Below are 21,426 nucleotides of genomic sequence, written 5' to 3'. Positions count from 1 at the left end.
CTTGGGCAATGCACGGCGTTGAACGCACTGGCCCCGTTTCGGTGCCCGCGAGGAGTTGAATGGCCGACCAGACCCGACTCTTTCCTGAACAGAACGCTGCAAACGGCGGAAAATCGTCGTTCGACGGCGCAGATCCTAGCGGCCATCGCGCGCGGCTGCGCAAACGGCTGATGTCGGGCGGTGACGATGCGCTGGCCGATCACGAGGTGATCGAATACCTGCTGATGGTGGTGCGCCCGCGCATCGACACCAAGCCTATCGCAAGATCGCTGGTGCAGCGCTTCGGCAGTCTCGCCGGCGTTTTGAACGCCGATCCCCAAGCGCTGGCACTGCATCCGAATATGGGCGAAACCAGTGCTGCGGCGCTGCACATCGTGGCGCTGGCCGCACGGCGCCTTGCGCGAACGACAGTGCGCGAACAGCCGGTACTATCAAACTGGCAGGCGCTGCTGGACTATCTCCACATCGACATGGCCCACCTGAATGTGGAGCGGGTCCGCGTACTCTATCTCAATTCGCAGAACCTGCTGATTCTCGATCATCTGGTCGGTGACGGCACGCTTGATGAAAGCCCGATCTACACGCGCGAAGTGATCAAGAAGGGGCTAGATGTGGGCGCGGCAGCGATGATCCTTGTCCACAACCACCCTTCCGGCTCTCCCCAGCCGAGTCGTGCGGATATTCAGATTACGCAAAAGATCATGGAAGCGGCACGTCTGATGGGCATGACGGTGCACGATCACATTATCATCGGACGCGAAGGTCATACCTCACTGAAGGCCAAAGGCCTGATCTGAAGCGAGCCGGTTGCGCCGCCCCCAACGATCCGCCACTGTGCCGATCAACAGGGCATTGGCGGGCAGCACTTGCAATACAGGCGTGAAATCGAAGGGCTGCGCGCGATCGCAGTGATCCCGGTCGTGCTGTTCCACGCCTGGGTGCCGCTTCTGGGCGGCGGCTTTGCCGGTGTGGACGTGTTCTTCGTGATCAGCGGCTACCTGATCACGCGCACCATTCTGGACGATGTGGCGCAGCAGCGCTTTACCCTGTTCCACTTCTACGAAAGACGCGCGCGCCGTATATTGCCCGCGCTGTTTCCGGTGCTGCTGGCCAGCCTATTGCTGGCTTGGGCCACGATGATCCCGCCAGATTTTCGCAAGCTCGGCCAAGCGACCATTGCCAGCGCACTCTTCGTGGCGAACATGCTGTTTGCGCAAAAGACCGGCTATTTCGACGACGACGAGGGCTTTGCGCCGCTGCTGCACTTGTGGACGCTTTCAGCGGAAGAGCAGTTCTACATCGTGTTTCCACTGCTGGTGCTGGCCCTGCTCAAATTCGGCACCCGACTTTCGTTGAACACTGGCCGCGCAATGCTGATGGCTTTTGCGACGCTGGCACTGGCCTCATTCGCGGCAGGATTGCTTGTCCGAGCATACGATCCGGCACTGGCGTTTTTTGCCCTACCAACGCGAGCTTGGGAACTGTTGGCAGGCGCGATCTGCGCCATTCTGCCTGCGGCCCGTCCGCGCGGATGGGCTGCACTGACAGGCCTGGCGATGATATTCGCGGGCTATGTTCTGGCCACACCCGCAACGACTCCGGGATGGGCACTGCTGCTGCCGGTGAGCGGCGCAGCGCTGGTGCTGCGCCATGCTGCCCCCGCAAACCTGGCGGGCAAGCTACTGAGCCTTGCGCCGCTGACGGCCATCGGCGCATCGTCGTATGGCATCTATCTGTGGCACAATCCGCTTCTGGCAACGCTGGATTATGTGTGGCTGGGTGAACCGCCACTGTGGATCGTGGGCGGGACGGTGACGCTGGCCGTGCTGCTTGGCTTCGCTTCGCATCATTTGGTGGAGCGCCCCGTGCGAAACGGGCGGGCACTACGCAATCCGATGGCGCTGGTGCTGGGGTGCGGTGCGATGCTGGCCGCCGTGCTGGTGCCGGGCCTTGCCGCGCATTGGCGCAAGCTGGAGCCGCGCAGCGCGCCGGTCAGCGCAACGCTGGGCAATCACGCGCCGCCCGGTGAACGGGTGTGGCAGATCATTCCGCCCGGCAACGCGCCGCTGCTTTACATCGTCTATGGCGACAGCTTTGCGCGCCAATATTTCCCGGCCCTGACCGAACGCTATGGCGAAGGTGCCCTGCTGACCTCACCCGGCTGCCTGGGCCTGCCCGGACTCACCAACTTTCGCGACCGTTCGGACATGGCGAAAGACTGCGCCAGTCGGCCGGATCGACTCGCCCGGATCGTCCGGGACCGGAAGATCGGTACGATCATCTGGGCACAACGCTGGGAGCGCGAAATGTTCAACACGGCCACGCTGAAAAGTGTGGGCCGCTCGTCAGAGGCTGGCTGGAAAGCCGTGGCCAAAGGCATCGAACAGGTGCGGGCCACGCTGCCGCCGTCCACGCGCCTGATCATCATCGCCAACGCACCGACCGCTGCCGCAGCAGGCGATGCAATGGAGGGCGGCTATTTGCGGTGCCTTGCCTATATCAACATCGCCTGCCCGGCGTCCTATCCCCGCGAGCGGGCCGAAGGCCATCGCATCAACCCACTGCTCGCCGCTGAGGCCACACGTCTGCCCGGCACCCGCTATTTCGATCCGGCGCAAGTGCTGTGCGATGCCAAGGGCTGCGCGCTGATGCGGCAGGGCAAGGCGGTCTACCACGACTGGACCCACCTTAGCGAATGGAGCGCCCAAGCTGTAGTCAAACGCTTCGCCGAGGATTTTCCGGCTCTGTGATTACGGCGTGATCATGCCACGAGGCGTGTTGCCCCTTGCCATTGCGCGCCCCCTTCCCTAGCGGCCCCGGCATAAGCCAAGCGCCAAGAACTGCATCGGAGTCGAACATGGTCCCCCGTTACGCCCGCCCCGCGATGACCGCGATATGGGAACCCGAAGCCCGCTACCGCATCTGGTTCGAGATCGAAGCGCACGCCACCGAGAAGCTAGGCGAACTGGGCGTCGTACCGCCAAGCGGCGCCAAGGCACTGTGGGACTGGTGGGCAACCAACCCCGCCATCGACGTTGCCGCCATCGATGCGATCGAGGCCGTGACCAAGCACGACGTAATCGCGTTCCTTGATTGGGTGGCGCAGCAGGTCGGCCCCGAAGCGCGCTTCATGCACCAGGGCATGACCAGCTCCGACGTGCTCGATACCACGCTCAGCGTGCAGCTTGCGCGCGCATCGGATCTGCTGCTAGCCGATCTTGATGCCCTGCTGGAGGCAATCAAGCGCCGCGCTTTCGAACACAAGTACACGCCGACCATCGGCCGCAGCCACGGCATCCATGCCGAGCCGACCACATTCGGCAAGAAGCTGGCCGAAGCCTATGCCGAGTTCACCCGCTGCCGCGCCCGCCTTGTGGCGGCACGCGCGGAAGTTGCGACTTGCGCGATTTCGGGCGCGGTGGGCACGTTTGCCAACATCGATCCCTCGGTCGAGGAATATGTGGCCGAGAAGCTGGGTCTGGCAGTGGAGCCGGTTTCGACGCAGGTGATCCCGCGTGATCGCCACGCGATGTTCTTCGCAACGCTGGGCGTGATTGCCAGCAGCATCGAACGCCTTGCCGTGGAAGTGCGCCACCTGCAGCGTACCGAAGTGCTGGAAGCCGAAGAATACTTCTCGCCCGGCCAGAAAGGCTCGTCGGCCATGCCGCACAAGCGCAACCCGGTTCTGACCGAAAACCTCACCGGTCTGGCCCGCATGGTGCGTTCTGCGGTGACCCCGGCGCTGGAAAACGTGGCGCTATGGCACGAACGCGATATTTCGCACTCTTCGGTCGAACGCTTCATCGGCCCGGACGCCACGATCACGCTCGACTTTGCGCTCGCACGTCTGACCTCGGTGGTCGACAAGCTGGTCGTTTATCCTGAGCGTATGCAGAAGAACCTCGACAAGATGGGCGGCCTTGTCCACTCGCAGCGCGTGCTGCTGGCTCTGACGCAGGCCGGACTTGAGCGCGACACCGCCTACCGTCTGGTGCAGCGCAATGCGATGAAGGTGTGGGAATCGGACGGGCAGTTGAACCTGATGGAACTGCTCAAGGCTGACGAAGAAGTGGCTGCGGCGCTGACCGCGCAGCAAATCGAGGACAAATTCAACCTCGACTACCACTTCAAGGCCATCGACACGATCTTCGCACGGGTGTTTGGCGCGGCCTGATCCACACCACTTGCGCCCCTGCCTGCGCAGGGGTGCATGATGCGGGACATCGCAAAGCGCGGGGGGACTCGCCAAGCAGGCCAACCTGCCTTAAGCATCGCCGCAGGACGGGTGGCTTACGGAGCGAAAGGCATGACAATGCTGCGCACGATTTTCTGGGTTCTCGTCATTGCATTGCTGGCCGCCTTCACCGCCGCCAACTGGCACCCTGTCGAAGTGCGTATCTGGGAAGGCCTGCTGCTGGAAACACGGCTGCCCGCGCTGGTTATTCTGGCGTTCCTGCTAGGCCTTGTTCCCACATGGCTGCTCTATCGCGCCACGCGCTGGCGGTTGCTGCGACGGATCGCCAATCTGGAAACGCAGTTGACCGCGAAAACGGCCCCATCGCTGACCTCCACCAACCTCGAAGCCGCGCAAACTGCGGAAACCAAGAGCGAGACCCCGTGAGCAACCCGATCTACCTTGCCCTCGACCTGCCGCGCCTCGACGCAGCGATTGCCCTTGCCCAAAAGGTGAAGGGTCACGTCGGTGGGCTGAAGCTGGGGCTGGAGTTCTTTTGCGCGCACGGACACCACGGCGTGCATGAAGTGGCCAAGGCAGGCCTGCCGATTTTCCTCGACCTGAAACTGCACGACATTCCGAACACGGTGGCGGGCGCGATGCAGTCCATCCACGTGCTGGAACCTGCCATCGTCACCGTCCACGCATCGGGCGGACGCGCGATGATGGAAGATGCCAAGGCTGCTGCGGGCGAACATTGCAAGGTCGTTGCGGTTACCGTCCTTACCAGCCTTGACGATGCCGATATGGGCGCGATGGGCGTGGGCGGTTCCGCCCATGATCAGGCACTCCGCCTTGCCGATCTGGCGCAGGAAGCCGGGCTGGACGGCATCGTCTGTTCGGGACATGAAGTGGGTGCGATCCACAAACGCTGGAAGAACGGCTACTTCGTAGTGCCCGGCCTGCGCCCCGCCGACGGCAAGCTGGGCGATCAGAAGCGGTCTGTCACCCCCCGCGCCGCCCGTGATGCCGGGGCCAGCGTCCTCGTCATCGGTCGCCCAATAACCCGCGCGGAAGACCCGGTGGCCGCTGCCCGCGCAATCGAAGGCACGCTCTGATCCGATGATCCGCTTCCGGCTTGCCGAGGCTGGCGATGTACCAGCATTAAGGGCGCTCGTCGAACGCGCCTATCGCGGCGAAAGCGCGAAACGGGGCTGGACGCACGAAGCAGACTTGCTCGACGACGAGCGCACCAGCGACGCCGAAATCGCAGATGCTATTGGGGATGCAGATGCGCGTGTTCTTGTGGCGCGGATCGACGGGAAGCTGGCTGGTACGGTCACCATTCGCAATCTGGGTGCCAGTCGGGCCTATCTCGGAATGCTATGCGTCGATCCAGACCTTCAGGCGGAAGGGCTTGGCCGCGCATTGATCGCCGATGCCGAAGACCTTGCGGTCGAGGCCTTTGGGGCCACTATCATGGAAATGACCGTGATCGACGCGCGGACCGACCTGATCGCATACTACGAACGGCGCGGCTATGCCCGCACGGGCAAGATGCGCCCCTTCCCCTATGGTGACGGCAATCGTTACCGCATGGCCGTGCTGGAACGAAGCCTGCGCTGAACGGTTCATCGCCCTGTAACGTCTCTGCGCCCAGATCGGCGGCAATAGCACTTACGGGAGATACCCCACATGAAGCGCATGTTCCTTTTCGCCGCCGCGGCAGCGGCCCTCGTTCCTCTTGCAGCGCAGGCCCAGGTCATGTCGAACGGTCCGGTCGTCAGCGCAGGAAATACGCTGCTGAACATCGCCGCAGAAGGCAAATCGGCACGCACGCCAGACCTTGCCGTGTTCACCGCCGGCGTCACTACGCAAGGCAAGACCGCAGGCGAAGCGCTGACCGAGAACGCGCAGCGCATGACTTCGGTGATCGCAGCGCTGCGCAAGGCTGGCATTGCCGAACGCGATATCCAGACCAGCAATCTTTCGGTCAATCCGGTCTATGGCCAGCCCAAGCGCCTGCCCGATGGTTCCTATGAACAGGGCGACCCGGTAATCATCGGTTATCAGGCCAGCAACCAGGTTTCAGTTCGTCAGCGCAAGCTCGACCAGTATGGCAAGGTGATCGATACGCTGGTTGCGGCAGGGGCCAATCAGGTGAACGGCCCCGCCTTCCAGATCGATTCGCCCGATGGCGCGCTTGATGAGGCGCGGATCGAAGCGATGAAAAAGGCGCGCGCGCGGGCAGACCTCTATGCAAAGGCTGCAGGCCTGCGCGTGGTGCGCATTCTTTCGATCAGCGAAAACGCCGGTTGGGCACCGCCGCAGCCCCCGGTCCTCTTCGCGCGGGCAGAGATGGCCTCTGCGCCTAAGTCCTCGCCGGTTGCTGCTGGCGAGCTGGAAATGACCGTGACGGTTAACGTCAGCTACGAACTGGCCCCTTGAGCCTTGATTGACAGGGGCGGCGCGTTACCCGTAACGCGCCGCCTATGCCCGGACCGATGATCAAGATCTGCGGGGTCACCACCCCCGATGCGCTCGATGCCACGATTCGCGCACAGGCGACCCATGTCGGGTTCAATTTCTTCCCCCCCTCACCGCGTTTTCTGAAGCTGGATGATGCACCAGCACTCGCAGAGCAGGCCGAAGGTCGACTCACGCGGGTCGGTGTCTTCGTCGATGCCGACGATGCCTTTTTGGCCGATGCCATTGTGGCAGCCCGGCTTGATGCGATCCAGCTTCACGGCAAGGAAGATCCGGCGCGCGTCGCAGCATTGCGCGCACGTTTTGGCAAACCGGTGTGGAAGGTCATATCCGTTGCAAGTCCAAGGGATGTCGCCAAGGCCGATGCTTATGCCACCGCCGCCGATTTCCTGCTGTTCGATGCCAAGACGCCCAAAGGTGCTGCCCTGCCCGGCGGACTGGGGCTGGCTTTCGACTGGACGCTGCTTCGGTCCTACAAAGGCCCATTGGGCTGGGGCCTTGCTGGCGGACTTGCACCGGAAAACGTCGCAGATGCCGCGCGTAGCACGGGAGCCGCTCTGGTAGATGTATCTTCGGGCGTGGAAATCGGGCCGGGCGTGAAAAATGCCGACCGCATCCGCACCTTCTGCTTCAACGCGCGCAACGCCTGACTTCAAACGAAAACGGGCGACCTCCCGAAGGAAGCCGCCCGCCATCAGTTCCGATCGTGTTTGGAGACGCGATCAATCAGAACTTCACGCCGAGGCCAATGATGGCAGCATCGGTGTCGGTGAACAGCGCGTTGTCCGGGAAGAAGTGGCGGTATTCAGCCTTAGCGTAGAACTTCCCGAACGAGTGCTGATAGCCAGCGCCGAGCGACCATGCGCCTTCGCAACCGTCGCAGTTTTCGGTGTTGTAGCCGCCGATGCCATAGAGCTTGCCGGCTTCACCGATCTTCGCGCCAGCGCGTGCTGCAAAGCCGAAGGTAACCTTGGTACCATCGGTCAGCAGCTTGTCAGCCGAAACTTCGCCACCGGCGAATGCGGTTTCACCCAGATCGAAATCGTAGCCAGCAGCCACACCAGCGATTTCTTCGCTGTCGGTGCTGTTCCACACGATGCCGCCACGGGCTTCGACGCGGGCTTCGTTGGCAAGAGCCGGGGTAGCCGCAACGAGCGAAGCGGCGAGCGAGATAAGAACCAGACGCATATTATTGTACTCCTGACTTTTTTGGCCCCTTCTTTGCGAAGTGGGCAGGGCGTCAGGTAGGTTCGCGCCAACGCGGTGACAATGACGAAAATCACTGCACAAGCATATCACTACAAAAATGTGACATAGCTGCAACATTAGCCAAACTAACAAAGTTAGTTACTTGTGAGATTTATTTGGTCATTATTATAACGCAAAAAGGCGACCCCTTTCGGAGCCGCCTTCACGACGTTGCAAAGCCGATCTAGACTGCGCGAGATTGCCGCAAGATGAACGGCGCATGCAGGTTTCCGCAATGCAGCATCGCCCCCCTGCCCCAAAGGCTGGCACTTTGCAAATCTGGACAAGCGCCGCGCCCTCTGCCAAGCGCGGCGCTATGAACGCGCAGACTCCAAACAGCTTCCGCAACCAGCCTGACGATCGTGGCCACTTCGGCCAGTTCGGTGGGCGCTATGTTGCCGAAACGCTGATGCCGCTGATCCTCGATCTGGAAGCCGAATACCGCAAAGCCAAGGCTGACCCGGCATTTCAGGCCGAATTCGACGATCTGCTGGAGCACTATGTTGGCCGCCCCAGCCCGCTCTATTTCGCGCCTCGACTGACCGAGGAACTGGGCGGCGCGCAGGTCTGGTTCAAGCGTGATGAACTGAACCACACCGGTGCGCACAAGATCAACAATTGCATCGGCCAGATCCTGCTGGCCATGCGCATGGGCAAGACGCGGATCATCGCGGAAACCGGCGCGGGCCAGCACGGTGTGGCCACCGCCACCGTCTGCGCGCGTTTTGGCCTGCCCTGCGTGATCTTCATGGGCGCGACCGATGTTGAGCGGCAGAAGCCAAACGTGTTCCGCATGAAGCTGCTCGGCGCCGAGGTCGTGCCCGTCACGGCGGGCGCTGGTACACTGAAAGATGCGATGAACGAGGCGCTGCGCGATTGGGTCGCCAACGTGCACAACACGTTCTACATCATCGGCACCGCCGCAGGCCCGCACCCCTACCCGGAACTCGTGCGCGATTTCCAGAGCGTGATCGGCAAGGAAGCGCGCGCGCAGATGCTCAGCCGCATCGGTCGCCTGCCCGATCTGCTGGTGGCAGCCATCGGCGGCGGCAGCAATGCCATCGGCCTGTTCCACCCGTTCCTTGATGATGAAAGCGTGAGGATGCTCGGCGTGGAAGCGGCAGGGCACGGGCTGGACAAGGAGCACGCGGCGTCGCTTGCAGGCGGACGTCCCGGCATCCTCCACGGCAACAAGACCTATCTGCTGCAGGACGATGACGGCCAAATCCTCGAAGGCCACTCGATCAGCGCTGGCCTCGATTACCCCGGCATCGGACCTGAACATTCGTGGCTCAAGGAAATCGGCCGCGTCGATTACACCTCGGTGACCGACAAGGAGGCTCTGGACGGCTTCCAGTTGCTCTGCCGCACCGAAGGCATCATCCCCGCATTGGAGCCCGCCCACGCCATTGCAGCGGTGAAGAAGGTCGCACCAACGATGGGCAAAGACCAGATCATCCTCGCCAACCTGTGCGGGCGTGGCGACAAGGACATCTTCTCCGTCGCGGAGCATCTGGGGGTTTCGTTGTGATATTGGTCGCCCGGCTGAGTATGGCATTGCTGTTCGCTGCCATTTTCGCCGGGGCAGTTTTGGCTATGGAAGGTGGGGCTCTCTATCTGATAAATTCCATTACCGACCACCAGTTTTCCCCGCGTGGTGCCGGTTGGGGTTTGATGATAATTGCCGCTGCAATTGGCGGCGGCAAGATGGGCTACCGTTCAGTCGACGAGTTCAGCCTTGCCAGAATGTTATTTGAGGATTTTCTTGAGACCAAAGAAGGCCGACTTACCACAGCATTGATCCTAATCTGGCTGCCCGGTTGGACAATCTATAGTTGGCTCTACCTCAAAGATGATGAGTATTGCTATTATGACTGCGGATGGAGCGAGGGCGATTGGGCCTACTTCGTTTCCTTTCTTATAGGAATACCTACCGCCATTTTGGCGCTACACTTTTTGCTCAAATGGATACGTGCTGGAAAATGAGTTACATTCGGTGACCCGCCTCTCAAACGCCTTCGCCAAGGGCAGCCCTGCCCTCGTCACCTTCGTCACCGGTGGCGACCCCACGCCCGATGCGACGGCGTCGATCCTCGACGCGCTCGTCGAAGGCGGTGCGGACGTGATCGAGCTGGGGATGCCCTTCACCGATCCGATGGCCGATGGCCCGGCGATCCAGCTTGCCAACCTGCGTGCGCTGGGTGCGGGCACCACCACGGCTGATATCTTCCGCATCGCCGCCGCATTTCGCGCGCGCCATCCCGAAGTGCCGCTGGTGTTGATGGGCTATGCCAATCCGATGACCATTCGCGGGGCGGACTGGTACGCCGCCGAATGCGTGAAGGCGGGCGTCGATGGCGTGATCTGCGTGGACATTCCGCCTGAGGAAGACCCCGAACTCGGCCCTGCGCTGCGCGATGCGGGCGTTTCGCTGATCCGCCTCGCCACGCCGACGACCGACCATGCGCGCCTCCCTGCGGTGCTCGAAGGCTCATCGGGCTTTCTTTATTACGTCTCGGTCGCCGGGATCACCGGTATGCAGCAAGCGGCGCAGGCTTCGATCGACGAGGCGGTGGCGCGAATCAAGGCTTCCGCGACGATCCCGGTCGCGGTTGGCTTCGGTGTGCGCACGCCCGAACAGGCCGGGGCCATCGCCAAGGTTGCCGATGGCGTCGTCGTCGGTTCGGCCTTCATCGATCTCGTCGCAAAGCATGGCGCGGATGCCGCAGGGCCGGTGAAAGAACTCACCGCCGCGCTTGCCGCTGCCGTCCACTCTGCCCGCAAGGAAATCGCATGAGCTGGCTCAACAAGGTCCGCAACGCCCTCCCCTTCACGCCGAAGCGGGACACGCCGGACAACCTTTGGATCAAGTGCCCTTCGTGCAGCGAGATGCTGTTCACGAAGGAGTATGAGGACAACCTCTCGGTCTGCCCGCATTGCGACCATCACGGCCGCATCGGCGCCGATGCGCGGCTCGACCAGTTGCTTGACGCGGGCTACGAACTTCTGCCCGCGCCCAAGGTCAAGGAAGACCCGCTCAAGTTCCGCGACAGCAAGAAGTATGTCGACCGCCTGAAAGCCGCGCGCGCAAGCAACCCTCATGCCGATGCACTGACCAACGCATTCGGCAAGATCGAGGGCCAGAAGGCCGTTGTGGGGGTGCAGGAATTCGCGTTCATGGGCGGATCGATGGGCATGGCCGTGGGCAATGCCTTCGTCGCCGGATGTGAGCGTGCGGTGCGCGAGAAGTGCCCCTACGTTGCAGTCACCGCTGCGGGCGGCGCGCGCATGCAGGAAGGCATTCTCAGCCTGATGCAGATGCCGCGCTCCACAGTGGCGATTGCCCGCCTGCACGCGGCGGGGCTGCCCTATATCGTGGTCCTGACAGATCCCACCACCGGCGGCGTCACCGCCAGCTATGCCATGCTGGGCGACGTCCAAATTGCCGAACCCGGCGCACTCATCGGCTTTGCCGGACAGCGCGTGATTCAGGACACGATCCGCGAAAAGCTGCCCGAAGGCTTCCAGCGTGCGGAGTATCTCCACGCGCACGGCATGGTCGATATGGTGACCCACCGCCGCGATCTGAAAGGCACGCTGGCGCAAATCATTGACTATCTGATGGCGGCGAAGGCGGCGGCTTAACGCCCTTCCACCACCCGCTTCGCGAGAGGATCAGGCAGAAATCCTCCCCGTTTTCACGAAGTGCAAATGGGGAGGTGGCATTGGCAAAGCCAATGACGGAGGGGTTCCTTGAAGGACTTCGCAATATCGGAAAATGCCGATGTTCAGGCCCAGCTTGATCGCCTCGGCGCGCTGTCGCTTCCATCCGGGCGCCTGGGTCTCGACACCGTGCGAGAACTCTGCGCGCGTCTCGGCAACCCGCAGGACCAACTCCCTCCTGTCTTCCATGTCGCCGGGACGAACGGCAAAGGTTCGACTTGCACCTACCTGCGCTACATTCTGGAAGCGCAGGGCCTTACGGTCCATTCCGCCACGAAGCCGCATTTGGTGCGATACAATGAACGCATCCGCATCTCGGGAGAGCTGATCGCAGACGAGCTTCTCGCATCATTGCTGAAGGAAGTGCTTGATGCTGGCGAAGGGCTTGAGCCGAGCTTCTTCGAGGTAACGACCGTCGCCACGTTCCTTGCCTATGCGCGCACCCCGGCAGATGCTTGCGTGCTCGAAACGGGACTGGGCGGTAGACTGGATGCGACCAACGTCATGCCCACGGCAGCCGTCTGCGGCATAGCCACGCTGGGGCTGGACCATGAGGCGTTTCTGCTGGCCCCGGAAGAGGGCGTACCGACAGAGCCGCTCGCTCGCATCGCCTTTGAGAAGGCAAGCATCGCCAAGCCCGGCGTACCACTGGTGACGATGGCCTATCCTCAGGTCGCCGCCGATTCGGTTGCCCAAACCGCAAGGCGGATCGGCGCGCCACTGATGATGCGTGAACGGGACTGGAATGCGCAGATATCGGATACCATCCAATACAATGATGCAACGGGCACCCTGACGCTTCCCCTCCCCGCTCTGCCGGGGGAGCATCAGGCCGAGAATGCGGCGCTGGCCGTGGCGATGATCCGGCACCAGTCGGCCTTGGCGATATCCCCTGAAGCGATGCGCAATGGCATCGTCGCGGCGCGCTGGCCTGCGCGATTGCAGCGGCTTGGAGCTGGGCCGCTGACCGACCTTGCGGGCACGCGCACCGTGTGGCTGGATGGTGGCCACAACCCCGACGCGGGCCACGCCATCGCGCGCCATCTGGCATCGCAACCGCCGGTGCATCTGATCATGGGAATGCTGGCGAACAAGGATCCTTCCGCGATCCTCGCACCGTTGGCAGACCGCGCGCTCTCGCTCTCCGTCGTTCCTGCACCGGGGCATGAAGCGCACCGCCCCGAAGACTTCGCGCCTTTCACCGGCCTGCCCGTCCGCAGCTTCGGCACCGTGCCCGAGGCGCTGGCCGCCCTGCCGAGCGACGGCGACGTGCTCATCGCCGGTTCGCTCTATCTGGCGGGCGAAGTCCTGAGGCTCAACAACGAAATACCCGATTGATCAGGCGAAGGGATCGGTTTCCGCCTTGTCCTCGCCTGCGGTGCCCATCGCAGCGTCGACCAGTCCGCTACGGCCCATCCACCAGAACAGCACAACGCCGGGCACGGCCAGCACGGTGGTGAGCAGATAGAAGTTCACATAGCCCATAGCTTCGATCAGCGCGCCCGCGGTAGTACCGGTGGCAAAACGCCCCACCACGCTCGCGCTGGCCGATATCAGCGCATATTGCGCAGCCGTGTAGCGCAAGTCGCACAGCGCCGAGAAGTAGGCGACGACGACCACGCCGCCATAGCCCGAAGCCATGTTCTCGAACCCGATGGCCCCTGCCATGCCAAGATTCGAATGGCCCGCCGCCGCCAGTGCCGCAAACGACAGGTTCGAAATGGCCATGAGGACGAGCGCGAGCAGCACCGAACGCTTCAGGCCCATGCGTGTATAGGCCACGCCACCGATGAAAATGCCGATCAGATAGGCCCAGAAGCCGACCCCCACATCCCAAATGGCGATCTCGTCGTTGGTAAAGCCAAGATCGTTGAAAAGCAGGCGGAAGGTCAGATTGGCCAGCGTATCGCCGACCTTGTGGACAAGGATGAACAGCAGGACCAACCACGCGCCATTGCGGCGGAAGAATTCACCAAACGGGCCAATGATCGAGGCGACGACTTCGCCCACGCCCTTCTTGCACGCAGGATCGCGATGGCGTGCCGGTTCACCCAGAACCAGCGCGGTAAACATGGCGGGTACCGCAAACAGCGCGCAAAACAGGTAGGCCGATGTCCAGCCATATCGGGCCGACACCACTAATGCCAACGCGCCAGCCCCGGCTGATCCAATGCGCCAGCCATATTGGCTCATCCCCGATCCGGTGCCGAGTTGATAGGGCTTCAACGTTTCGATGCGATAGGCATCGATCACGATGTCAAACGTTGCTCCGGCCACGCCAACCAGCACCGCCGCCAGTACGGTAGCGCCGATATCCGCAGCCGGATCGACCAGAGCCAGATTGGCAACAGCCGCCATGACCAGCGCGCCTGCGAGCAGCATCCACGAAACGCGCCGCCCCATCCGCCCCAGCAGTGGCAGGCGCACGCCGTCCACCAACCATGCCCAGAACACTTTGAGGTTATAGACAAGGAATGCGAGGGTGAACGCCGTAACGGTCTTCTTGTCGATCCCATCCTGCGCCAGCCGCGTCGTCAGCGTCGCGCCGATCATCGCGTAAGGAAACCCCGACGACATCCCGAGGAAGAAGGCTGCGAGCGATTCTTTTTCGAGATAGGGCCGCACCGAGGCCATCACGCCACGCGGGCTGGAGGTGTCTGCGGTCATCGGCCCGAATGCTCCCTTCTTATGACGCGCCAGACTAGCGGCCTTTTCACCAGCCGCTAGGGGTGACGGATTGCGCGTTTGCGCGTAAGGGCGGCGAATGACTTTTCCCCCAAGAAACGGCGGCGACCGCCCAAAACGGTTCAGCCCCCGGACGACAACGCCAGAGAAAAAGCCGTTCTCCATGCGCAGCGGCGCGCCGCGCACGTCGCAACCCGTCGTGCCCGCCAAACGCGCGCTGGCCGACGATGGATCGGAGCGTGAGGGCGACCGCATCGCCAAGCTGCTCGCCCGTGCCGGAATCGCCAGCCGCCGCGAAGTTGAGCGGATGATCGAGGAAGGCCGCGTGAAGATCGGGGACGAAGTGGTCACCACGCCGGCAACGCTGCTCAAGAACCTCAAGGGCGTCAGTGTCGATGGCAAGATGGTTGGCCCGATTGCGGCCCCGCGCCTGTTCCGCTTCCACAAGCCTGCAGGCCTGATCACGGCCGAACGCGACCCGACCGGACGCCCGACGATCTACACAGCCCTGCGCAACGCCATGCCCAAGGACGCGCCGCGCGTCATGCCGGTGGGCCGCCTCGACGTGAACACCGAGGGGCTGCTGCTGATGACCAACGACGGCGAATTGAAGCGTGCGCTGGAACTGCCCTCAACCGGGATTCCGCGCACTTATCGCGCCCGCACGTTTGGCGACATCAGCCAGGCACGGCTAGAGGAACTGAGCGAAGGGATCGAGATCGACGGCGTCCGCTATGGCCCGATCATCGCCAATCTCGAACGCAGCGCCAATCGCAACAAGTGGATCGAACTGACGCTGACCGAGGGTAAGAACCGCGAAGTGCGCCGCGTGCTGGAACATCTTGGACTGGAAGTTTCGCGCCTGTTGCGCACCAGCTATGGTCCGTTCGAACTGGCCGACCTTCAGCGCGGATCGGTTGAAGAAATTCCGCAAGTCATGGTCGAACGCTTTCGCAAGACGTTGAAAACGGCCTGAGGATCAAACGATGAGGATTATAGCCGGAGAATGGCGTGGGCGGCCACTGCGCGCACCGGACGGGGATACCACGCGCCCTACTGCTGACCGCACGCGCGAAACGCTGTTTTCGATGTTGACCAGCCGCCTTGGCAGTTTCGAAGGGCTGGCAGTGGCTGACCTTTTCGCCGGATCGGGCGCACTGGGCCTTGAAGCGCTATCGCGCGGCGCGGCTTCGGCGGTGTTCGTGGAACAGGATGCGGGCGCGGTTCGCAGCATCCGCGCCAACATCGCCGCTCTGCGTTGCGCGCCCCAGTGCGACGTGCGCGCCGGATCGGTCCTGTCGCTCGGCCCGGTCAAGCAGCCACTCGACCTTGTGATGCTGGACCCGCCTTACAAAACCGGCGCGGGCGCGGTGGCGATCGACCGGCTCGTGCGGCTTGGCTGGATCGGTGAAGCGACATGGATCAGCCTTGAAACCGCTGTGGGCGAAATACCGGACGTGCGCAGTTGCGTAGTCGATGCAGAGCGCAAGGTAGGCAAGGCACTACTGACGCTGATGCGGTTGAAGAGCTGAACTTGCGCTTATCTGTGCCCTGAAGGAAAAGCAGCCTAATTCTTTAATCGTGGTGCCAGCCGGACGCCGGCCAGTGTCATCGCGCCTGCCAGTGTCAGGAACAGGCCAACATAGGCTGTGCCGCCTACGCCTGCCGCCCATGCAGCCACGAACGGCGCAAGTGCCCCACCGATGATGCCGCCGATATTGAAGGCAAGCGAAATCCCGGTGTAGCGCACCGAAACCGGGAACAGCGTCGGCAGCCAAGCGCCTAGCGGACCATAGACAAGGCCCATAACAAACAGCGATGCGGCGAGTGTCGCGAAAACAATCGGTAGCGAGCCTGACCCCAAGCCTGTGCCGAACAGTAGCCCCAAAGCCGCCGTCAAGGCCGCGCCCGTGCCCAGCACACGCTGGACCGAGGTTTTGTCTGCCCAGTAACCAGCGGCCAGAATGCCGATTGCGAAAAAGGTGTTGGCTCCCAACTGGACGCCGAGAAACGCCTGCTTGGCGTAGCCCAGCTTCGTTGTGGCGAAGGACAGGGCGAATGTCGTTGCAAGGTAGAACACCGCAAAGCAGGCCACCACTCCCGCAATCCCCGCCAGTACTGCCGGGGTATGATGGCGCAACAGGCGGTTGATCGGCACTTGCGGCGGCGGGGCCTTTTCCATCGCTTCGCGGAAGGACGGCGTCTCACCAATCTTGAGTCGCACCCAAAGACCTACGCCAACCAGCACTGCGCTGGCCAGAAACGGCACGCGCCAGCCCCAGCTTGCGAAGTCTGCATCCGACAGGCCAAGGCCGAGCAACAGGAACAAGCCATTGGCGAAGAAGAACCCTACCGGCGCACCCAGCTGCGGCGCACTGCCGAAACGCGCTTCCCAGCCTTTGGGCGCATTCTCCACCGCCAGCAGTGCCGCGCCACCCCATTCACCGCCAAGGCCGAACCCTTGGCCGAAGCGGAGCAGGCACAGCAGGGCGGGCGCGATCCAGCCCGCCATCGCATAAGTCGGCAGGAAGGCGATGAGCAGTGTCGATGTGCCCATCAGCATCAGCGATGCGACCAGCGTGGACTTGCGGCCGATACGGTCCCCGAAATGACCGAAAGCGACGGCTCCAACCGGCCGAGCAAAGAACGCAAGGCCAAAGGTCATGAAAGCGAGCAGCGTCTGCGCCGTTTGGGATTCACTGGGGAAGAATAAAGGCCCTATGACCAGCGCGGCCGCTGTCGCATAGATGTAGAAATCGTAGAATTCCACAGCCGTGCCGACCAGACTGGCCGTGAGGACGCGCGCGTGTCGCTTCAAGGGATGCAAGGCACAGTTCTCCCGCCCGCTTCGCTATGCGCATCTTTGGCGAGGCGCGTTTCGGAAACTTATGCGACGGTCCGATAATACGGCAAGCCTTTCACGGCAAGCACGCGACACACACACTCGATTCACACGAAAAGGGCGCGGAACCACCGCCGCGCCCTTTGTCACTGTATAACAGTGTTAGACCCCGCCGCGATTGCGACAGCTATCCTTCACGGTCTTGCTGCAAAGGGGATAATCCTTCGTCTCTGCCGCCGGAGCACCGTTGCTTGCCATCATGGCACCGTTCGATGCGGCTCCTGTCGACATGGCAGCGGCACCTGCGTCAGCCGTCATTGAGTCTTTCGGTGCATCGGTGGGGCTGTTCTGGGCCATGTCGCCAGCAGCGGGCTGTGTCGGATCGGCCGGGGGCGTTGCCGTGGCCGCAGCCGATTGTCCGGCAACCTGCGCAATGATCGACGGCCAGACCTGCGTGCGCTGATCGGGCGTCATCGCATAGACCTGGCCCTTCTGCTCATCGGTCAGTGCCCACCAACCCTTCTGCTGATCGGCATCGAGCGTCCAGAAGTACTCCTGATAGTTCGCAGGCCAGGCGTTGTACTTGGTCTTTTGCTCGGCGGCCCAAGCGTCGATCTGCAACTGCTGATCAGGCGTGGGTGAAAACGCACCGGTGGTCGGAGTGGCAGGCGCAGGGGCAGCGGTAGTTGGACCGGTCGGCGCGGTAGTGTCTGGCATCGTGGTTGTGGTAGACTGCGCGACAACCAAGGCCGGCGCCGCAGCCGTGGCAAGCGCCAGTGCGCTCGCGGCAAGAAGATATCGCATCGTACTTCTCCTGGTTATTTCTTTTCACGCGGAAGTATCTGCCCAAGCGTTGGCGAGGATCGGAGTTCCCGCGAGTGAGACGAAAAGAGTGCAACTTGAGATCACCGGATAAGTCTGGTGTTAACCAACTATCCGCTAAGCCAGATTCGGATTTTGATTTAGGGGGCTTTGTGGCTGACTTGTTGCGAAACGTGCTGATGGGTGTGGGGTGTCTGGGCCTTCTGTGGCTCGGATCGTGCGCAATGATCGGTGCTGGAACTGCTGTGGCGGTCAACTCGACATCGGAGAAAGTCGGGAAATGGTACGAAAAGGAAGAGCTTAAGCAGCACAACGAGCGCGACAACAAAGCGGCTGCCTATCACGAGCATTCCGATTACAACGCCGACTACTACGAAAACTACGAGGACTGACGGCGATCCGGTGCCCCTTGTGGTGCCGGACGATGTTCTCTAACCGTTCCGCGGTGATAGAGAACGCGAATCAACAGACCGCCTGGCTCGAAGGCCTGAATCCGCCACAGCGCGAGGCGGTGATCACTACCGAAGGGCCAGTGCTGATGCTGGCGGGCGCGGGCACCGGAAAGACCGCTGCCCTCACCGCCCGCCTCGCCAATCTGCTGCGTCAGCGTCTTGCTTGGCCGAGCGAGATTCTTTGCGTCACTTTCACCAACAAGGCCGCGCGCGAGATGCGTGAGCGGGTGGGCAACCTGATCGGCCCGGCGGTGGAAGGTATGCCTTGGCTCGGCACCTTCCACGCCATTGCCGCCAAGATGCTTCGCCGCCATGCCGAACTGGTCGGCCTGCAGAGCAACTTCACGATCATCGACACCGACGACCAGTTGCGCCTGCTGAAACAGTTGATTGTGGCCGAAGGCGTGGACGACAAGCGCTGGCCCGCCAAGCAACTCGCCGGCCTGATCGACAAGTGGAAGAACCGCGGGCTCAATCCCGGCGATCTCGATGCGCTGGAGAACGAGGCCTATGCCAACGGCAAGGGCCAGCGCTTCTACGCGCTCTACCAAAACCGGCTGCGCGAACTGAACGCCTGCGATTTTGGCGATCTCCTGATGCACATGCTCAACATCTTCCGGCGCGAGCGGGACGTGCTGGAATCATGGCAGCAGCGCTTCAAATACGTGATGGTGGACGAATATCAGGACACCAACGCAGTGCAGTATTTGTGGCTGCGCCTGCTTGCCCAGACTCGCAAGAACATCTGCGTGGTGGGGGACGACGATCAGTCGATCTACTCATGGCGCGGCGCGGAAGTCGCCAATATCCTGCGGTTCGAGAAGGATTTTCCCGGCGCAAAGGTGATCAAGCTGGAGCAGAACTACCGCTCCACCCCGCATATCCTCGGCGCGGCCTCGGGCCTGATCGCCGAGAACTCCGAACGCCTCAGCAAAACGCTGTGGACCGAGATCGACGGCGGCGACAAGGTCCGCATAATCGGCGTGTGGGACGCTCCGGAAGAAGCGCGGCGCATCGGCGAGGACATCGAACGGCTTGAGCGTGAGGGCGCCCCGCTCGATCGCGTTGCCATTCTCGTGCGCGCCCAGTTCCAGACGCGCACGATCGAAGACCGCTTCATCCAGATCGGCCTGGGTTACCGCATCGTCGGCGGTTTCCGCTTCTACGAACGCGCCGAAATCCGCGACGCGCTGGCCTATCTGCGCCAGATTGCCAGCCCGCAGGATGACCTTGCGTTCGAGCGGATCTACAACACCCCCAAGCGCGGCCTTGGCGACAAGACGCTGGAAAAGCTGCACCGCCATGCGAGAGCGCGCGGAGTGCCCCTTTCACTGGCGGCGGTAGAGATTCTCGATACCGACGAGCTGCCAGCCCGCGCGCGCAACACCCTCGCCGCGCTGATGCGCGATTTCGCGCGCTGGCGCGATGCGGCCAAGCAACTGGTGCCCGCCGAACTCGCCCGCACGATCCTCGACGAAAGCGGCTACACCGCCGCGCTTCAGGCGGAAAAGACCGCCGAAGCCGCCGGGCGCCTCGAAAACCTCACCGAACTCGCCCGCGCGATGGAGGAATACGAGACGCTGGGCGATTTCCTCGAACACGTCAGCCTTGTGATGGACAACGAGAACACCGCCGACGAGGACAAGGTCACGATCATGACCATCCACGCTGCCAAGGGCCTCGAATTCGACAACGTGTTCCTGCCGGGCTGGGAAGAAGGCGTGTTCCCCTCGCAGCGTTCGCTCGACGAAGGCGGGCTTGCATCGCTGGAGGAAGAACGCCGCCTCGCCTACGTTGCGATCACCCGCGCCCGCAGGCGCTGCACCATCCTCCACGCCGCCAATCGCCAGATCTACGGCCAGTGGACCAGCTCGATACCCTCGCGCTTCATCGGCGAACTGCCCGCCGACCATATCGAGGAGGAAACCACGCTCTCGGGCGGCGCCTCGATGTGGCGCGCCAACTGGAGCGAGCGTGACGATCCCTTCGCCCATGTCGCGCAAGCCAATGCCAACCGCGCCGCCTCACGCGGCCCCGGTTGGCAACGCGCCGCCGCGCAGACCTTCAACCCCGCCCCCCGCCGCATCGCCGAACCCACCCGCAGCGCCGCCAGCTTCGCCGCCAAACCCCGCGGCGACATCACCGTGGGCGCGCGCGTCTTCCACGAAAAGTTCGGCTACGGCACCGTGGCCGAGCAGGAAGGCAACAAGCTGGAGATCGATTTCGAAAGCGCGGGGCGGAAGCGGGTGATTGACAGTTTTGTGAAGGTGGCGTGAGGGCGTTGGCTTTGCAGGCCTAGTTTTTGAACGACTGCTTTCGCCTAGTTGCTGTCAAAGCGGCCTGACGTGCGCGCTGTGCTCACCGATCCAGCGAAGAGCAAAGTGGAAAAATGTGACGACCTTGCCTTCAGCAGTGATGCGTCCAGGCCCGCCCCATTGGTTTGCGGCAATTGCGTCCCTGCATAAATCAGCCGCCTCCTGCTCGCGTCCTGCAAGGATGAGCGCAGCGACCTGATTAGCCGACACCTGACCAAGTGGAGGCGCTGCGATGGCAATGAAGTCCTCCATAGTCGTCGCGGCGATGCGAGAGGGCATGGAGTTCAGAAATTCTAATCCCGCTTTGACCATCTCAGCAAGGTCGCCTTCTTTCTCAATCGAGCAGCTGAACATCGGCACTACGAGGCAATGCGGTCCGCGAGCGCGAGTGGAGAGAGGTTTCACGTTCAAACCATCAAAACCCATGATGCGGCTCATTAGGTCGTCGATAAGGAACGGTTTGACGGTGGCTGATATGTGGGACGCATACCGCTCGGTTGAGATCGTCGGATTCATGTAAACGAACCACTCACCGATCGTCTTGAACGACGTCGGTTTGAGGTAGTCCCATCCGGCGAGTTTGGTTTCCCGTTTCCATGCATCGTCGAAAGCCTTGGCGAGTTCTCGACGTTCACGCTTCTGCTCTCGGTTCAGCTTAGCCGCGTTCATGGATACCCC

The 21,426-nt window shown here is 62.4% G+C and carries 22 protein-coding genes; 17 read left to right on the top strand and 5 right to left on the bottom strand.

Annotation, left to right across the window (positions count from 1 at the left end; all coding sequences use genetic code 11):
* Positions 1–59 precede the first annotated feature (59 nt).
* The 8 genes from radC to HGI47_RS13410 all read left to right on the top strand — a co-directional run bounded on the left by radC (position 60) and on the right by HGI47_RS13410 (position 7,311).
* Positions 60–797, top strand: coding sequence for a DNA repair protein RadC (gene radC / locus HGI47_RS13445; protein ID WP_168853282.1), 738 nt, complete (start codon positions 60–62; stop codon positions 795–797).
* Between the two features lie 69 nt (positions 798–866).
* Positions 867–2,750: an acyltransferase family protein gene (locus HGI47_RS13440; RefSeq protein WP_168853281.1), complete on the top strand. Its 1,884-nt coding sequence runs from the start codon at positions 867–869 to the stop codon at positions 2,748–2,750.
* A gap of 107 nt (positions 2,751–2,857) precedes the next feature.
* Positions 2,858–4,174, top strand: coding sequence for an adenylosuccinate lyase (gene purB, locus HGI47_RS13435; RefSeq protein WP_168853280.1), 1,317 nt, complete (start codon positions 2,858–2,860; stop codon positions 4,172–4,174).
* Positions 4,175–4,306: 132 nt separating this feature from the next.
* On the top strand, positions 4,307–4,621 hold the full coding sequence (locus HGI47_RS13430; RefSeq protein WP_168853279.1) for a lipopolysaccharide assembly protein LapA domain-containing protein: 315 nt from the start codon (positions 4,307–4,309) through the stop codon (positions 4,619–4,621).
* Positions 4,618–5,292 (top strand): orotidine-5'-phosphate decarboxylase, encoded by a 675-nt coding sequence (gene pyrF / locus HGI47_RS13425; protein WP_168853278.1) that lies wholly within the window; start codon positions 4,618–4,620, stop codon positions 5,290–5,292. Before HGI47_RS13430 ends, pyrF begins: the two co-directional genes overlap by 4 nt.
* 4 nt (positions 5,293–5,296) lie before the next feature.
* Complete coding sequence (locus HGI47_RS13420) at positions 5,297–5,800, top strand: GNAT family N-acetyltransferase (RefSeq protein WP_168853277.1); 504 nt, start codon at positions 5,297–5,299, stop codon at positions 5,798–5,800.
* 69 nt (positions 5,801–5,869) lie between these two features.
* A complete protein-coding gene (locus tag HGI47_RS13415) occupies positions 5,870–6,622 on the top strand; it encodes an SIMPL domain-containing protein (RefSeq protein WP_168853276.1) in 753 nt (250 codons plus the stop codon).
* 44 nt (positions 6,623–6,666) lie between these two features.
* Positions 6,667–7,311 (top strand): phosphoribosylanthranilate isomerase, encoded by a 645-nt coding sequence (locus HGI47_RS13410; RefSeq protein ID WP_168853275.1) that lies wholly within the window; start codon positions 6,667–6,669, stop codon positions 7,309–7,311.
* A gap of 76 nt (positions 7,312–7,387) precedes the next feature.
* On the opposite strand, the gene HGI47_RS13405 is transcribed toward HGI47_RS13410, so the two are convergent.
* The gene (locus HGI47_RS13405) at positions 7,388–7,849 is read right to left on the bottom strand and encodes an outer membrane protein (protein ID WP_168853274.1); all 462 of its coding nucleotides are present in this window, start codon (positions 7,847–7,849) and stop codon (positions 7,388–7,390) included.
* Between the two features lie 376 nt (positions 7,850–8,225).
* Here HGI47_RS13405 and trpB point away from each other — a divergent pair, with 376 nt between their 5' ends.
* The 5 genes from trpB to HGI47_RS13380 all read left to right on the top strand — a co-directional run bounded on the left by trpB (position 8,226) and on the right by HGI47_RS13380 (position 12,970).
* A complete protein-coding gene (gene trpB, locus HGI47_RS13400; protein ID WP_168853273.1) occupies positions 8,226–9,440 on the top strand; it encodes a tryptophan synthase subunit beta in 1,215 nt (404 codons plus the stop codon).
* Positions 9,441–9,460: 20 nt separating this feature from the next.
* Entirely contained in the window at positions 9,461–9,895 is a 435-nt protein-coding gene (locus tag HGI47_RS13395) for a hypothetical protein (protein WP_168853272.1), read from the top strand.
* Positions 9,896–9,905: 10 nt separating this feature from the next.
* Positions 9,906–10,706: a tryptophan synthase subunit alpha gene (gene trpA / locus HGI47_RS13390; protein WP_168853271.1), complete on the top strand. Its 801-nt coding sequence runs from the start codon at positions 9,906–9,908 to the stop codon at positions 10,704–10,706.
* Complete coding sequence (gene accD, locus HGI47_RS13385; RefSeq protein WP_168853270.1) at positions 10,703–11,554, top strand: acetyl-CoA carboxylase, carboxyltransferase subunit beta; 852 nt, start codon at positions 10,703–10,705, stop codon at positions 11,552–11,554. Before trpA ends, accD begins: the two co-directional genes overlap by 4 nt.
* A gap of 108 nt (positions 11,555–11,662) precedes the next feature.
* On the top strand, positions 11,663–12,970 hold the full coding sequence (locus tag HGI47_RS13380) for a folylpolyglutamate synthase/dihydrofolate synthase family protein (protein WP_168853269.1): 1,308 nt from the start codon (positions 11,663–11,665) through the stop codon (positions 12,968–12,970).
* On the opposite strand, the gene HGI47_RS13375 is transcribed toward HGI47_RS13380, so the two are convergent.
* Complete coding sequence (locus HGI47_RS13375) at positions 12,971–14,299, bottom strand: MFS transporter (RefSeq protein ID WP_168853268.1); 1,329 nt, start codon at positions 14,297–14,299, stop codon at positions 12,971–12,973.
* 97 nt (positions 14,300–14,396) lie between these two features.
* Here HGI47_RS13375 and HGI47_RS13370 point away from each other — a divergent pair, with 97 nt between their 5' ends.
* Positions 14,397–15,293, top strand: coding sequence for a pseudouridine synthase (locus HGI47_RS13370; protein ID WP_168853267.1), 897 nt, complete (start codon positions 14,397–14,399; stop codon positions 15,291–15,293).
* 10 nt (positions 15,294–15,303) lie between these two features.
* Positions 15,304–15,849 (top strand): 16S rRNA (guanine(966)-N(2))-methyltransferase RsmD, encoded by a 546-nt coding sequence (rsmD, locus tag HGI47_RS13365; protein ID WP_168853266.1) that lies wholly within the window; start codon positions 15,304–15,306, stop codon positions 15,847–15,849.
* Between the two features lie 35 nt (positions 15,850–15,884).
* On the opposite strand, the gene HGI47_RS13360 is transcribed toward rsmD, so the two are convergent.
* Positions 15,885–17,144 carry an MFS transporter gene (locus tag HGI47_RS13360; protein WP_168853265.1) on the bottom strand — a complete coding sequence of 420 codons (1,260 nt, stop codon included), beginning with the start codon at positions 17,142–17,144 and terminating at the stop codon, positions 15,885–15,887.
* Between the two features lie 177 nt (positions 17,145–17,321).
* Positions 17,322–17,963: a hypothetical protein gene (locus tag HGI47_RS13355; RefSeq protein ID WP_168853264.1), complete on the bottom strand. Its 642-nt coding sequence runs from the start codon at positions 17,961–17,963 to the stop codon at positions 17,322–17,324.
* A gap of 95 nt (positions 17,964–18,058) precedes the next feature.
* On the opposite strand from HGI47_RS13355, the gene HGI47_RS13350 reads away from it, so the two are divergent.
* Both HGI47_RS13350 and HGI47_RS13345 read left to right on the top strand, forming a co-directional pair.
* Positions 18,059–18,373: a hypothetical protein gene (locus HGI47_RS13350; protein WP_206066191.1), complete on the top strand. Its 315-nt coding sequence runs from the start codon at positions 18,059–18,061 to the stop codon at positions 18,371–18,373.
* A gap of 53 nt (positions 18,374–18,426) precedes the next feature.
* Positions 18,427–20,709 (top strand): UvrD-helicase domain-containing protein, encoded by a 2,283-nt coding sequence (locus HGI47_RS13345; RefSeq protein WP_168853262.1) that lies wholly within the window; start codon positions 18,427–18,429, stop codon positions 20,707–20,709.
* A 54-nt stretch (positions 20,710–20,763) separates the two neighbouring features.
* On the opposite strand, the gene HGI47_RS13340 is transcribed toward HGI47_RS13345, so the two are convergent.
* Complete coding sequence (locus tag HGI47_RS13340; RefSeq protein ID WP_168853261.1) at positions 20,764–21,417, bottom strand: hypothetical protein; 654 nt, start codon at positions 21,415–21,417, stop codon at positions 20,764–20,766.
* Positions 21,418–21,426: the final 9 nt, after the last annotated feature.

The organism is Novosphingobium sp. ERN07 (genome assembly GCF_012641335.1).
Taxonomy (GTDB): domain Bacteria; phylum Pseudomonadota; class Alphaproteobacteria; order Sphingomonadales; family Sphingomonadaceae; genus Novosphingobium.
Note: the sequence above shows the minus strand (reverse complement) of the source record. Positions and strands in the feature narration are given on the sequence as shown.